The sequence below is a fragment of the Singulisphaera rosea genome (assembly GCF_054877945.1).
In genome coordinates, this window is the sequence record NZ_JBTYIP020000002.1 from 315,903 (window position 1) to 329,766 (window position 13,864).

The 13,864-nt window shown below is 64.3% G+C and carries 10 protein-coding genes; 4 read left to right on the top strand and 6 right to left on the bottom strand.

From position 1 onward, the window contains the following. Positions 1–5: 5 nt before the first annotated feature. The 3 genes from ACYOEI_RS04350 to ACYOEI_RS04360 form a co-directional block, all read right to left on the bottom strand. Positions 6–2,453, bottom strand: a complete 2,448-nt coding sequence (locus ACYOEI_RS04350) for an alpha/beta hydrolase family protein (RefSeq protein WP_462848092.1) — start codon at positions 2,451–2,453, stop codon at positions 6–8. A 249-nt stretch (positions 2,454–2,702) separates the two neighbouring features. Beyond that, a complete protein-coding gene (locus ACYOEI_RS04355) occupies positions 2,703–3,770 on the bottom strand; it encodes a hypothetical protein (RefSeq protein ID WP_462848093.1) in 1,068 nt (355 codons plus the stop codon). 29 nt (positions 3,771–3,799) lie between these two features. Then, positions 3,800–5,263, bottom strand: a complete 1,464-nt coding sequence (locus tag ACYOEI_RS04360) for an MBOAT family O-acyltransferase (RefSeq protein WP_462848094.1) — start codon at positions 5,261–5,263, stop codon at positions 3,800–3,802. 449 nt (positions 5,264–5,712) lie between these two features. On the opposite strand from ACYOEI_RS04360, the gene ACYOEI_RS04365 reads away from it, so the two are divergent. Both ACYOEI_RS04365 and cyaB read left to right on the top strand, forming a co-directional pair. Then, the gene (locus ACYOEI_RS04365; RefSeq protein ID WP_462848095.1) at positions 5,713–6,306 is read left to right on the top strand and encodes a YdcF family protein; all 594 of its coding nucleotides are present in this window, start codon (positions 5,713–5,715) and stop codon (positions 6,304–6,306) included. A 71-nt stretch (positions 6,307–6,377) separates the two neighbouring features. Beyond that, a complete protein-coding gene (gene cyaB / locus ACYOEI_RS04370; RefSeq protein ID WP_462848096.1) occupies positions 6,378–7,013 on the top strand; it encodes a class IV adenylate cyclase in 636 nt (211 codons plus the stop codon). Positions 7,014–7,109: 96 nt separating this feature from the next. Here cyaB and ACYOEI_RS04375 read toward each other — a convergent pair whose 3' ends face one another. Both ACYOEI_RS04375 and ACYOEI_RS04380 read right to left on the bottom strand, forming a co-directional pair. Beyond that, positions 7,110–9,983 carry a hypothetical protein gene (locus ACYOEI_RS04375; protein ID WP_462848097.1) on the bottom strand — a complete coding sequence of 958 codons (2,874 nt, stop codon included), beginning with the start codon at positions 9,981–9,983 and terminating at the stop codon, positions 7,110–7,112. Next, positions 9,980–10,705 (bottom strand): protein-L-isoaspartate(D-aspartate) O-methyltransferase, encoded by a 726-nt coding sequence (locus ACYOEI_RS04380; RefSeq protein ID WP_462848098.1) that lies wholly within the window; start codon positions 10,703–10,705, stop codon positions 9,980–9,982. The genes ACYOEI_RS04375 and ACYOEI_RS04380 overlap by 4 nt, the downstream gene beginning before the upstream one ends. 355 nt (positions 10,706–11,060) lie before the next feature. Between ACYOEI_RS04380 and ACYOEI_RS04385 the strand changes: the two genes are divergently transcribed. Beyond that, the gene (locus ACYOEI_RS04385) at positions 11,061–11,507 is read left to right on the top strand and encodes a hypothetical protein (protein WP_462848099.1); all 447 of its coding nucleotides are present in this window, start codon (positions 11,061–11,063) and stop codon (positions 11,505–11,507) included. Between the two features lie 93 nt (positions 11,508–11,600). Then, positions 11,601–12,809 (top strand): ceramide glucosyltransferase, encoded by a 1,209-nt coding sequence (locus tag ACYOEI_RS04390; protein ID WP_462848100.1) that lies wholly within the window; start codon positions 11,601–11,603, stop codon positions 12,807–12,809. Between the two features lie 141 nt (positions 12,810–12,950). Here the strand turns inward: ACYOEI_RS04390 and nrfD are convergent, their stop codons facing one another. Beyond that, complete coding sequence (nrfD, locus tag ACYOEI_RS04395) at positions 12,951–13,832, bottom strand: NrfD/PsrC family molybdoenzyme membrane anchor subunit (protein WP_462848101.1); 882 nt, start codon at positions 13,830–13,832, stop codon at positions 12,951–12,953. Positions 13,833–13,864: the final 32 nt, after the last annotated feature.

The following is a 13,864-nucleotide window of genomic DNA, read 5'->3' on the forward strand; positions in this document are numbered from 1 at the left end:
GTTGATCAGTCGCCGAGGTCGATCCAACGGGCGAGGTCCGTCGGCGCGACCAGGTCATTGTCGAGTTTCAACAGGTGTTTGGCGTCGTCGAGGCTATAGGCCTTTTCGACCCAGTCTTTCTCGAAAGCCCCGCCCGTCCGATAGATCCAGAGGGGCCAGGGTGAGGAGAGGGCCGCAGCGGCCTTGGGCCCTCCGAATTGCAGAAGTCCCGGCAGGTCGATCGTCGACGGGAGCTCGACCGAGCCGTCGCCCGCGTCGAAGGCGTGCAAGTCGATTGCGGTCCGCGCCAGGCCTTCGAGCACGGGCCTGGCGAGCAGGACCTGAGGACCGGCCGTTCCCTGCCCCAGCAGGCTGACTTCGCGGACGTCGGCCTGCGCGCGGGCCCACGCCAGGACGGTGGCGAGATCCTGGAGTTGGTCGGCGGCCAGCGACGCGTTGTAGGTGTCGTAGTGCACGGTGTCCGGACGTCGCGAAGCAGGCGAGGACGGGTCCATGGACTCGCCGACGAATAGCGGATCGAAACCGACCACGCTCTGGCCTCGCTCGATCAGGGCCTTGACCATCGGCGATAGGCCGCCGTCGGCCGTCGTGAGACGTTCCTTACCGTGGGGGTTCGCGATCACGGTCAACCTTCCCGAGGCTTTTGCCGGGATGAGGCGGACGACCGGGATCGACTCGCCGAGACCTTTACGCCCCACTTTGGAATGGATGATCGTCAGTCCTTCGCGGCTGGAACGCCGGACTTCGGTGGCGTCCAGATCCGCCGGCGCAGGGTTCACCAGGCCGACACGAACTTTGAGGCTCGCGAGCAAGAGCCGACGTGCCGCCTCCCAACGCGCCGGATCCTCGCCCGGAGCCAGAGATGCGAGCTCCTGGCCAAGGGCCTTGATCAGGTCGGACTCGAGTTGGGCGGGCGTTTTGGCGTCAGCCGGCCCCGGGTGGGAAGCATCGTAGGTCCAGAGAGTCTCGGGCTTTTCGGGCTGTTGAATTCCCTCCTTGGTGCTCGCGGCATCGTCGATACCGAGGAGCCAGTAGGCCATGAACGGGTAGACGGCATTCCGGCTCGTCTGGTTGTAGTTGTGCCCGAAGTTAAAAACGTCGGCGCTGATGCGTTCGGGAGAGCCGACGAGCGAGTAGACCTGTCGGATGGTCGGATAGGCGTTGCTCATCGTCTTGGCGGTCCAGTCGCCCGTGGCGCCGACGAGCTTCATGGGACGTGGGGCCATGAGGGCGGCGAACTCGACGTTATCGGTGCCGATCCGAAGCCCGGCGGCATTCTCGCACGTGCATCCCCCCTGGAACGAGTCGGAGACCATGACCGCGGGCGCCGCGACCTTCACGCGGTCGTCGATCGCGGTCAGCAGGAAGGTCTGCGTCCCCCCGCCCGATTCTCCCGTGCAGCCGATCCGGGCGGGGTCGACGTCGGGCAGGGTCGTCAACCAGTCGAGGGCGCGAATGCTGTTCCAGGTCTGCAAGGTGACCAGGCTCAATCCCCAACGCCTGAGCCGGTCGTTGAGGAACGCATGGCCAAATGACTTACTGTCGTTGTACCCGACCATATCATACATGAACACGACGCACCCCAGCTTCGCCCAGCGGATGCAGCGGTGCTGGACGTCCGGCTCGACCCGACCGACCGCGTAGTGCCCGTGCGGGCTCAGGATGCCCGGCAGTCTCCCGGTCTTACCGATGGGCCGGTAGAGATTCCCGCTGAGCGTAAAACCCGGGAACGTCTCGAGGACAACCTTCTCGATGGTGTAGCCGTCCCGCTCGATCTTGTCGAAGACCCGGGGATGGAGCGGCGTCTTGGGGAACATCGGCCAGAGGCCGAGCGTCACCAGCAGTTGTTGACGCAACGATCGGGCTCGTTCCTGCCAGGCCTGTGCCGTCGCGGGAGGATGGAAGTCCGCCCCTTCGCGATTCGTCCGGACGAAGGTCCTTCTGGCATCCGTCGGCGGTGCGACGGAATCGAGCTGGCCTCGGGCTACGTCGAGGCCCTTGGAGGGGTCGAAGGACGCCTCCGAGGTGATGACGATGAGTGCCGGGACTGCCTCGGGAGCTTTCGGTTTCGTCTCCGCAGACGTCGTCGGCGAGGCATCCTTCGCCTTCGGGGCAACCACGATCTTGAGTCGACCAGACGAGCCGACCGCGACCTCGCCGATCGTCTGCCAATGCGGGGTCGGTGCGTCCCCCTCGACCCTGGACGTCAGCGTCACCGTCTCACCTTCGGTCGTCAGCAGCCAACGCTGATTCGCCGGGGCCCAGGCCTTCAAGGTGTACGTCCCCGCCTGGGGAAGATCGATCCCCTTCGCGAGTTGGGGGAAGTCGCTCGCAGTATACCGCCGGGCGATCGGGGCTCCGGCGTCCTGAGACCTGGCCTCGGTCGAGAGGCCCAACGCCAGGACTCCCGCGAGTGTGATGACGAGACGAGAAGATTGGGACAAGGTCGACATCGGTGGACGGCTCCCACGGTGGCGCGAGACGCGAGGTCGAGATGGGCCCTGGGCCCATCACCGCAAGGGTGGACGCCTCCACCCCCGGTTTCGGCTCTCATCGTACTCGTCGCACGCGCAGAGGCAAGGATCTGCGAAGTCGCACCGAACGTGACGGAGGTGAAGTCCGTCTTCGACCCGAGGACCATCGGCCACCGACGAACACTCATTTTTTACGAATAACCATGTTATCACGGCGGTCGTTTTCGATTACCGAGTGACCGGGCCGTCCCCACGGGCGATCATCGGGCCGAGGACCTCAGTACCGAGTCGTCGGGTAAACGTCGAGGCGCCGGAGGGGAGGAGGTGGTGGCCGTCCATGAAACCTACGTCTCCGACCCAGGAACGAGCATCGACGACGTGGGCGTGGCACTCTCGTCCGAGCTCGTCGAGGTAGTCGCGGACGAGGTCGAGCGTGGCGGGCGCGTAGAGGTTTCGGAAGACTTCGCCTTCGGGGAGGAGGACCACGGTGGGCTGGATTCCCTCTCGACGGCAGAGCGCGAGGATGCCTCGCAAGGCGCGGTCGGCGGCCCTCGACGCGTGGTAGTCCTTCAATTGCGGTTCATAGTGGCGACGGTAGTGCTCGACGAGTTTCCGATACTCGTCGGGGGGGACCGAATGCCTGGGGCTCCACCACCCCAGGGAATCCAGATTCTGGCTGCGATGGTCGGCGGGGGCCCGAGGCAATAGCCAACTCGGCGCGAGTTGGGTCAGCAAAGCGGCCCGGTTCGAATAGAGCGGGAACCACTGGGTCGCGAGCCAGAGCCGACGCAGTTGTCGAGGTCGATTGGTGTACGTCGCGAGGAGCTGCACGCCCTTCCAATCGAGACAACCAAGATTGATCTCGTCGACATATTCCTTGATGGTCCGTTCCGATCCCCAGATCGGCGGCCAGTATTCGACGAGGAGGCGGTCGGGGCGGACCCCCGCGTCGAGCAGGCGTTGGAGGGTCAGGTGGGCCATCTCCGGGCCCGAACCGACTTGCGCGAAGTTGAAGACGAGGGGAGTTTGCCCATCCGGGCCCGTGAGCTCCGGGAGGACATCCGGCCGGAATCCCGTGGCCGTTCGCGAGCTCCCGAGCATGAGGACGAGGGGGCGAGCCGGGTTATCGGCGATCTTTCGGCGGAGGTCGGATAACTTCCGGCCGAACTCGCGGTCGGCGATTTCGGGTCGAAGGTGCATGGCGAGTCGGACGCCGAACTGGCCGACGACGAGCCAGATCAGGCCCCAGGCCAACGCGGCCTTGGCTTTCCGCCAGGAGGGGCGTTTCGACGCCATTCGGAAACTCCCTTTCGATCCGGCCGACTTCAGAATTGGAAATAGACGAACGCCTTGCTCGCCTCCGGGGCCAGCAACAGGGCGACCGAAAACGCCGACGCATAACCGAACCCGAGCACGGGGGCGGGGATGCGAGACCTGATCGTCGGCCAGTGCCCCCGAGAGCCCAGCGCATGGCAGACGATCACCAGGGTGAGCGTCGCCCAGAAGCTCGATGTCGGCGCGGGGGGCATGTCCCCGGTATGGGGCAGGAGCCTCGCCAGCAACGTGATGGCCGTGGTGAAGTCCGGGGCCCGGAAGAAGATCCAGCCCACGCAGACGCATGCGAACGTCAACAGGACTCGCAAGATCGTTCCCGGCACGCTCTCCATGAGGTCTTCCCAGGCCGGCCGATCGCGCAAGGCCTCGCGAAAGCGGCGATGTCCCACCAATAGGGCTCCATGGAGAGCACCCCAGGCCACGAACGTCCAGTTCGGCCCGTGCCACAGGCCGCCCAGCGTCATCGTCAGCAGGAGATTTCGATCCGTCCGCCAAGGACCTTGACGGCTCCCGCCCAGGGGGATGAAGAGGTAGTCCCTCAACCAGCTCGAGAGGGAGATGTGCCAACGTCGCCAGAAATCTGAGACGTTCCGCGCGAGGTAGGGCATGTTGAAATTCGGCGAGAGCTTATATCCGAGCAGGTGGGCACACCCGAGCGCCATGTCGGTATAGCCCGAGAAGTCGCAATAGATCTGGAGGGCGTACGCGAGGACGGCGACCCAGACGGCATACGCCCCATACGCCTCGGGCTGGGCGAATACGGGGTCTGAGAAAACGGCCATTCGGTCGGCAATCGCCAGCTTCTTGAATAGACCCATCAGGAAAAGCTGGACCCCGAGCTGGGCACGCGCCCAATCCCAATGCTTGGGGCGTCGAATCTGCGGCAGGAAATCCCGCGCCCGGACGATCGGCCCCGCGACGAGGTGCGGGAAGAACGTGATGAATAGGAGGAAATGCTCGAGATTACGCTCCGCGCGGACGTTCCGGCGGTAAACCTCGACCATGTAGTTGATCGCCTCGAAGGTATAGAAGGAAATCCCGATCGGTACAATCACCTTCAGCAGCGGCAACGAAGCCCGGACGCCCAGGAGGTGGAGTAGATCCTCGAAGCTATCCAGGAAGAAGTTGGCGTACTTGAAGTAGATCAGGAGTCCGAGATTCCCGGTGAGGCTCATCACCAGGAGGATCTTGCGGCGCCGTTCCGAGACGTTGGAGTCGATTCCCAGGGCGATCAGGAAGTCGATCGCCGTGGAAACGCCGATCAAGACCGCGAGCATCGAGTTCCACCTCGCATAGAAGTAGAAGCTCGCGATCAGCAGCAGACGGACTCGGGCTCGATCCCAGGGGAGGATCCAGTAGACGAGAAAGACGAGCGCGAAGAAGACGAGAAACGCCTGGGAACAGAAGATCATCGCATCCTGCCCTCGCCCCGACGGGCCTTTGTCTCCATCCATGGAGGCCCGACTCCCGTATCGTCCGAGAACCGGGCGCGGGCAGTTTACCCCCCCTCATCGTCGGGTCAAGCCAGACTTGGACGGCTCCCACTCGCGAACTGTCAGGAAGCTAAATTCTGTCCGACAATCGGTTCAATTGTCGCGTTTATGGCGAAATTCCGAGATTTACGGAGGAGGAAAGGACAAAAAAAGATTTCAGATGCCTCTGTGGGAGGATTAGACTAACGGAGTCGGCGAGATTTCTATTGATGAGCATCCTGATTCCGCGCCGTCGACCGATCCGCTCTCCCGACGCCTTGCTCGCACACCCTTGGGCTCGCACACCTATGATGATCGAAAGACCGCAATCTCTGGTTCCCTCGACCAAACCTAAACCGACGGTCATTAAATGCGCGTGCGGTCGTTGCATCGAGCTCGAAGCGATCTCGCGCTATCGTCGATCGGTAAGAATGAGGCTGCTCCGAATCTTCTCCGGTTTCGTGCTCGCAGGCATCCTGATCGTCGCGGCCCATCGCCCTTTACTGGTGGCGATCCCCTCTCTGTTCCACGTGAATAATCCCGCGCCTTCGAATGCCCTCGTTTTGCTCCTGGGGGGCGAACGTGAGCGGATGGATCGGACGATCGAGCTCTATCGCCAAAAGATGGCGCCGATCATCCTCGTCTGCACCGGCCTCGAGAATCAGCCTCCGACGGCCAGCCCCAACGACCCGGTCCGCGAATACTTCCTCGAGCATGGGATCCCCGCCGAGGCCATCGTTACCCTCCCCGGCGGCGTGAAGAGCACTTCGGACGAATGCGACCGGGTCCGAGACTACGCCCGCACCCACCCGACGACCCGAGTTACCGTGGTGAGCACCGCGTACCACACGGGCCGGGCCCGTTGGATCTTTCGACGGAAGCTGACCGAGCTGGGGATCGACGTCCGGACCGCCGCCGCCCCCGACCCGCGCTTTCCGATCGCGGACTGGTACAAAAACGAGGATGGCTTGATGGCCTACTTCAATGAAGCCATCAAGGGGATCTTCTACCGACTCCGGTATTGAACCGGCCTTAACAAGTTCTCCGGTCATGGCCTCGCGGTCGCCCCCTCGAGTCGACCGACGGGGGTGGCCGATTGACCGCCATCCCCGTCGTCGCGTACCGTGAGCGCATGGCATTCGAAGTCGAAGTCAAATACCGTACAAAGGGTCACGAGGCCCTCGCGCGACGCTTAGTCGAGCTCGGGGCCACCGCCGAGGCCGAGATACCTCAGGCGGATACGTACCTGAGTCATCCGTCCCGAGATTTCGCCGAGACGAACGAAGCCTTCCGGATCCGCCGCTCCGGCGACTCGAATCGCATCACGTACAAAGGGCCTCGACACAGCGGCCCGACCAAGACTCGCGAGGAGATCGAGGTCGCCTTCGCCGAGGGTTCCTCCTCGTACGACCAACTTCTCCGCCTCTTCAAAAATCTCGGATTCGTGCCGGTCGCCGAGATCCGCAAGACACGAATCGCCTTCCATTTGAGCGTCCAGGGGCGGAATCTCGAGGTCGCCCTCGACGTCGCGGAGGGCCTCGGAACTTTCGCGGAGGTGGAGGTGCTGGCCGAGTCCAAAGAGGCGCTCCCGGACGCGCAGGCGGCCGTCCTCGCGTTGGCTCACGAGGTCGGACTGACCGAGGTCGAGCCCCGTTCCTACCTGAGGATGTTCCTCGAATCGTCGAGGCGCGACGAGCCTTCCCGAGGCGAGAGTCCTTCGGACGAAGCCTGACAGGGCCCCATCCGTCCCATCCGGTCGCTCCCCGGCTCATTTCGCAAGTGCAAACGACCGGACGACGATCTGAATCGTCCGGCCGTAGGTTGAGCTTTACTCCACGACCAATTCCCAGTGGATCGACGAGTTGAGACCGTCGATGACCATTTCGGCGCCTTCGGACGTCTCCTTCAGCTTGACGGGGCCGGTCCTGGCCCCGGTGTTGTCGAGGGCATACGCCTTGATCGTCCCCTTGTGCTTCCACAGGACCCGAGCCTGCACGGGCTCGCGGAGGAGGGGTGGGGTCCCCGGTTCGGAGACGTCGCGTTTCCACTCGTCGACCCAGCGAAAGCCCGTGGGCTCGACTCGGGCGAGTGCGGTGACGAGGAGACGGTCGGAGGTCGCAAGGGGTTTATCAGACGCTGACGAGGCGACCACGACCGCGTAAGGGGTCTCGGAGGAGATCGTCAGGTTCTCGGAGCTCGACGGTTGCCCGTCGGCCCAACCGGCGACGCCCTGGGTGAAAGGTGTTTGGATGTTCAATCGGCCCTTGGTCGGTTCCCACCCCGAGACGGCGGTCCGCGACTTCGGCGCGGGGCGACGGCTTGAAGACTCCTGGGTGGCCTTGGACGGCGGGGCGGGGCGAAGCAGGATCGATGAGGCGTGCGGCCAGAGCGCGAAGACCTGGGGCATGCCGTTGATCACCTCGGGGATCGCGAAGAGGTCTTCTTGATCCTCACCAGTCCCGGCCGCCGAGCCGCCCCAGGCTTTGGGGTGGACGAAGACGCCGCGACGCACCAGGGCATCCCAGTCTTCCGTAGCGGCGATCTCGGAGGCGAGAAGGACGTCCGCCGCTTCATAAGGCAGCGCCCAGGCGCCATACGTCTGATCACACCACTGCCCGACGACATACGGCCGGTCCGCCTTCCGCTTACGGGAGGCACCGGCGGCGAGTCCGCCGTCGGTGCTCCAGAGCAGCGAGCGATGTTCGGGCGAGAGCCAGGGAGAGGGGAGCCAGAACAGGCGGTCGTCGATCAGGTCGAGTCCATCGGACGCCTGTTCGGCCGAGAACTCGGACTCGCGACGCCAGTGCGAGACGCCGGCGACGGGTGCCTTCAGTTGATCCTTGCGAAGGGTATCCGCGAGGCTCTTCCAATGGGAAGCGCCGAGGGTCTGCCAGAACCTCCGGCCGTTGACTACCGTGTTCTTGGTCGCGAGGATCCTCAACTTGGTCGCGTAATCGGGCGGGAGGGAGCTCGGTGAGTCGATCTGATCGAAGAGCGAGACTTCGCCGGCGAGGGTGACCCAGGCCACGACCGGATCGTCGCGGAGCGCCAGCCCGGTCTCGGGATTCACGTGAGACAATAGCGCACGGGCCGACTCGCGAGCCAGCTTGGTGATCGTCGGGTCGAACTCGGCCGCCGGCCCGCCGCCGGGAGGGAGGGCCGCCTCGGCCATCACGCCATCCTCGGCGCGAAACCTCCTCGCGCTTTGGAGTTCGAGCGCGACGTAGATTCCTCGTGCCTTCAAGGCGGCGATCAGGTGGTCGAGTCGGGCCAACGCGATGGGGTCGAACGCCTTGGTGTCGTCGCGACTGTCGTCGAAGAGGCTACGGTCAGGGCCGAGCGGCGAGTCGAGGTCGCCCAGTCGGACAAGGTTCACGCCCGACCTCGCCAGCCGATCGGCCAATTCGTCGGCCTTCTTCGCCTCGAGAAACGCGGAGGGGGCAAGGAGCGTGGCCCCGAAGAACCGAGCTCGCCCCCCTTTGGCGAAGGCCAGGCGGCCGTCCTTCACGATCACCGGCCCGTGCTTCCCGGCGGGGGCGTCGAGGAGATACGACGCATCGAGCGCCGATTGGGCGACGATCGAGGTCGAAGGGGTAACCGGCGACCAGCCCGTGCTGTCGGAGTCGACCTGGCCCGGGGTCCACGATCCCAGGGCTGGATTGGGCGAGGCGGTCACGTTCACGTCGTCGATGCGGACGAGACCATTCCCATCGGATTTCTCGAATTGCAGGACGGCCCTCACGGCCCCTTCGGGGACGGGCACCTGGGCCCGGTCGGCCTGCCAGTCGAAGGTCCCGTTCCAGCGAAAATCGGGCTGATTACCCCGTGCGCTCGGAATTGCCCCGCCGTCGGCGTCGAGGAAGAAGACCTTTCCCATGGCGCCTCCGGATCCCCGAAGACCCTTTCCCTGGACCATGACCGAGACGCTCAGGGCATTGAAGGGCTCGACGGGCACGGCGATTCCGGTCAGGACCCGGGCCCCCGACTTCACGAGCTCGAGCGCCGTGGTCGAACCAAACCCCGGGAAAACCCGACGCGCCCCGTTTTCGGCCGACCAGAGCGTCGGGGTGGGGTCGCCGAGCTCGAAACCCGGGTTGTTCACCAGGTTCGTGACGGATTTTCCCCCGACGGGAATGAGCTCGAACGAGATCCCGTCCATCTCCAAGGTCCCGGTCGCGCCGAGGAGACCGACCGACATGATCGCGTCGCGAGTGCCGGGGGGGACCGGGATCCGCTTCGAGACGTGCGTCCATTGCGGACCTACCGCCCTGCCCCACGGTCCCAGGGCTCCTCGGCGGAGCGAGCGGAGTCCTTCGCCGAGGAAGTCGATGATCAGACCGGGTTCTTCGCCCACCCGCTCGCCGTTCTGGATTTGATCGAGGCGAATCCAGAGCCCGATGACGATCGCCTCGTGTTGGCGACCATCGACCCCGAAGGCCCGGCTCAATCGTGCGGGTCGACCGGACTTGCGGGTTTCGAATTTGAGGCAGTGGGGGCCGACCTTGCCCCCTTCGGCGACGATGACGGCGTCCCGGGCGTTGTACCAGCCGTCGGGGACGCCATCCTTGTTCTCGTCGCTCTCGAAATCGTCGAGCGCGGGGGGGGCGGGACGCTCGAGCTCAGGCTCCTGGGCTCGGGAGGAGGAGTCGGCGAGCACCACGAGTGCCATGACGACCGCCAAACATCGCGCGACCTTCGTCACGGCTTCGCCTTCTTTCTCTTCTCGATGGCCTCTCGCTGGGCACGCCCGGTCATCGGGACGAACAGCGTGGGACGCAATTCCTTCCGGGTCAGCTTGCCGTCCTTCTTCGTGACCAGGTAGACCATCTGGTTGAACCGGTCTCCGACGGGGATCACCATCCGCCCCCCGTCCTTCAATTGATCGACCAAAGGTTGGGGGATCGCTTCGGGAGCGCACGTGACGATGATCGCGTCGAAAGGCGCCGCGTCGGGCCAACCCGCGTAACCGTCGCCCACCTTCGTGTGGACGTTCGTGTAGCCAACCTCTTTCAAGACCTTCGCGGCACGACGGCCGAGCGGCTCCTTGATCTCGACCGAATAGACGTCCTTGACGATCCTCGAGAGGATCGCCGCCTGATATCCAGACCCCGTCCCGACCTCATAAATCTTGTCAGTGGGCTTCGGATTCAGGGCCTCGGTCATGAAGGCGACGTCGAACGGAGGGGTGATGGTCTGGGACTCGCCGATCGGGATCGACTCGTCGTCGTAAGCGAGTCGGCGTGTCCCTTCCGGGAGGAACAGGTGGCGAGGGACGGTCCGGAACGCGTTCAGGACCCGAGGATCCTTGATCCCCCGCTCGACCAGGTGCCGCTCGACCATCCGCTTCCGCGCAGGCTCCGTCGGGTCGGATTTGGCCGGTTCCTCCCCGAAGGAGATCGACGCGAACAGGACGACGATGGCCATCGAAAGAACTGATAAGGGCCCGACGGGATTCCGTGAGCACATGGCGAGCTCCCTCCTCTGCGAGTCCAACGACCCAACCTGGCGACGGGTCTTTCCTTCATGATCTTAGCGACACGCGGCACGTGCTCGGAAGCGGCTCGTGATCCCCAACGACGTCAGCGTTTGCCGGGTGGGATGCCCCAACCGGCACAACTCGAACCCAGTCATCGTCGAACGGTCGAAGAGTCTCGAAGGCCGATCCGTCGGAGCAGAATCCCCTTGGATGAGGGGCTCGTCAAGGTTATAATCCATAATCCCTAGAATCGATCCGACTCTCATTACGACGTGGACTCCCTTCGGTACGGAGCGTAACGGCATGACGTCGGCAACGATGGGTTGTCTGGTCCTGCTCGTCTCGCTGGGTGCCGCGCCCTCGAAGCCCGAGCCGGTCACCCTTTCCGGCAAGGTCCTCGAACTCTCGGCCGCGCTCAAGTCTTCGGGGTTCGCGTTCGACACCGAGCCGATCGCGAAGCAAGTCGTCCTCGTCGGTCAGGATCAATCCCTGACCCCCCTGCTCTCCGATGACGCCAGTCGGGCTTTCTTCCTCGACGAACGGCTCCGCGACCGCCAGGCGGAGTTGAAAGCGAGGCGCCTTCCCGGCGTCCCCTATATCCAGGTCGTCTCATTCCGGGTGGTCGATGAAGGGACGCTCCGCACACCCGAATACTTTTGTGAGATCTGCACGATCAGCGTCCGTTGGCCGCAAGTTTGTCCCTGCTGCCAAGGGCCGCTGGTCCTCCAGATGAAGCCCGATTCCCGCTGATCCGACCCGAGGGTCGACAATGGAGTCGCCCCTGCTCGAGCGTCCCTCATAAATTGACCGTCGGCGGCGAATACCGCCGGGGATGCCTCCCAAATGGTCCTCATCAACGGCAACCTCCTCCTCGGTCTCGTCGCTATCTCGGCCATCGTCACGACACTGTTCGGGCTGGTGTCCCTTTTCTGGGTTACCAGGCGCCGACGGGGTCTCCCCGATTACACGCCCCCGGTCACGATCCTCAAGCCGCTCAAAGGCCAGGACGAAGGGCTCGAAGCGAACCTGCGGAGTTTCTTCCAGCTCGACTACCCGACGTTCCAACTCCTGTTTTGCGTCGCCGAACCCGACGACCCGGCCATCGCCGTCGTCAATCGCCTGCTCGCGGAGTTCCCCGGCCACGACGCCCAGTTGATCGTCGGATGCCCGGTCTTCGGCCTCAACCCCAAGGTTGAGAGCCTGGCCGCCATGCTCCCCTACCGCAGGCACGAGACGATCCTGATCAGCGACTCGAACGTCCGGGTCCGCCCTTCATACCTCCGCGAAACGGCCTGCTACCTGGCCGAACCGGGCGTCGGGCTCGTGACGAACCTGTTCGTCGGCGTCGGCGAGACCCAGACCGGCGCGATCCTCGAGAATCTCCACCTCAACGGGTTCATCGCCGGAGGCATCGCCGCCGCGGCCGTGCTCCGGATCACGTGCGTCGTCGGCAAGTCGATGCTGATGCCCGTGAGGACCCTGGAAGCCATCGGTGGCTTCGCCTGCGTGCGGAACCTGCTGGCTGAGGACCAGGTCATCGGCATGCGGGTCCGCAAGGCGGGATATTCGATCCGGGTCAGCCATCACGTCATCGAGAACGTCAATCAATCGCGCGGATTCCGCTGGTTCTTGAACCGGCACTCGCGGTGGTACAAGATCCGAAGGCAACTCGCCCTCTCGGCGTTCGTCAGCGAACCGACGGCGAACCTCGCGGCGATCGGCCTGGTGTGGGCACTCTCGGGCGTCAATGGGATCGCCTGGGGGGGGCTGCTCGTCCTCGTCGGACTCGGGATGTTCCGCGACGCGATCCAGACGTTCCGCCTTCGCGGCTCTTTCCCCAAGCTTCGACACCTGCTCCTCAGCCCCGTGAAGGACCTCTTCCTCCTCCCCGTCTGGTTCGACGCCCTCGTCAACCAGCGAGTCCAGTGGCGCGGGCATCGGTTCCTCGTCGGTCGTTTCACCCGACTCCGATCCGCCCGAGTTCCGAGGACCGTCCGTCGCCGGGTTCGTCGCGTCCGCTGGCACAGGTCGCAGCACGACCACGGCATCTGACCGATCGGCCGGATACCCCGCCCTGCCCTGCCCCGATCTCGCGGCCATAGGAATCACCTTGATTCCTATGGTCGCAATCGTTGATATGTCGTGAACTCGGCAGGGGAATTTCGTCCCCCTGCCGAGCTTCTCCTTCCACGATCAGGACCGGTGCCGAGACCGACTCGCGTGGGACGCGTGGGGTATCTTGAGGAACAGCGACCGAACCACGAAGGCACCGACCACGACGAGCAATACGCCGGCCAGGATCCACGGCACGCCGTCCGCGACGAGTAGAAGCATGACTGGTGCCAGCGTACCTACGATCGGAATGAGCACCAGTGCGCGGTAGATCTGCGACTTGGCGTAGATCCGCGCGAGGGTCTGATGGATCTCGAGGAAGACGAATCCGGTCGGGATCAGGTTGAGCACGACGAGCATCGCGGTGACCACCCGCAGGCTGGCGACGGCGCGATCCTGTTGGGCCAGCACGGCCAGGGCGAGCATCTGAGCGCTCCCCAACGTGAGCGCGGAATTGGCCATGAATCCGCCGAGCCACCTGGCATCTTTCCAGCCCGGCTGCGAGCACGTGCTGAAGAGCACGCCCTTATAAGCGACGGAGCCGAACGCCGGGACGATGCCGACGACCACCAACACCTTGCGGATCCATTCCAACGTGGTCATCTCCTGCGGTAGGAGATTGAGCCACAAGGCCGCTTCGATTGCCACGATCAAGGCAAGCGGCTGCGAGTAGGCGGTAAGGCTCCACGTTCCCAGAGACATCGGCGAGCTGGGCTTGAACACCCGAAGCATATGGTGGAACCGGAGCGGATCTCCCAGGTCGGAGACCAGCAACAGCAAGTCGATGATCAGGAAGACGAGCGCGACCGGATAGGCCAACCTGGCCACGGGGCCGAGCAGCCTGGGCGCAGCCAGCTCCCCGACGGCAGCGAACAGGAACAGTCCGGTCGTCATGTTGTTGAACAGCACATCCCAGGCGACGAGCCCGTGCCAGCCCGGGACCTTGGTCACGTCTTGGGACAAATACCCGGTTTCGATCGCCGGTGTCGGGTCTT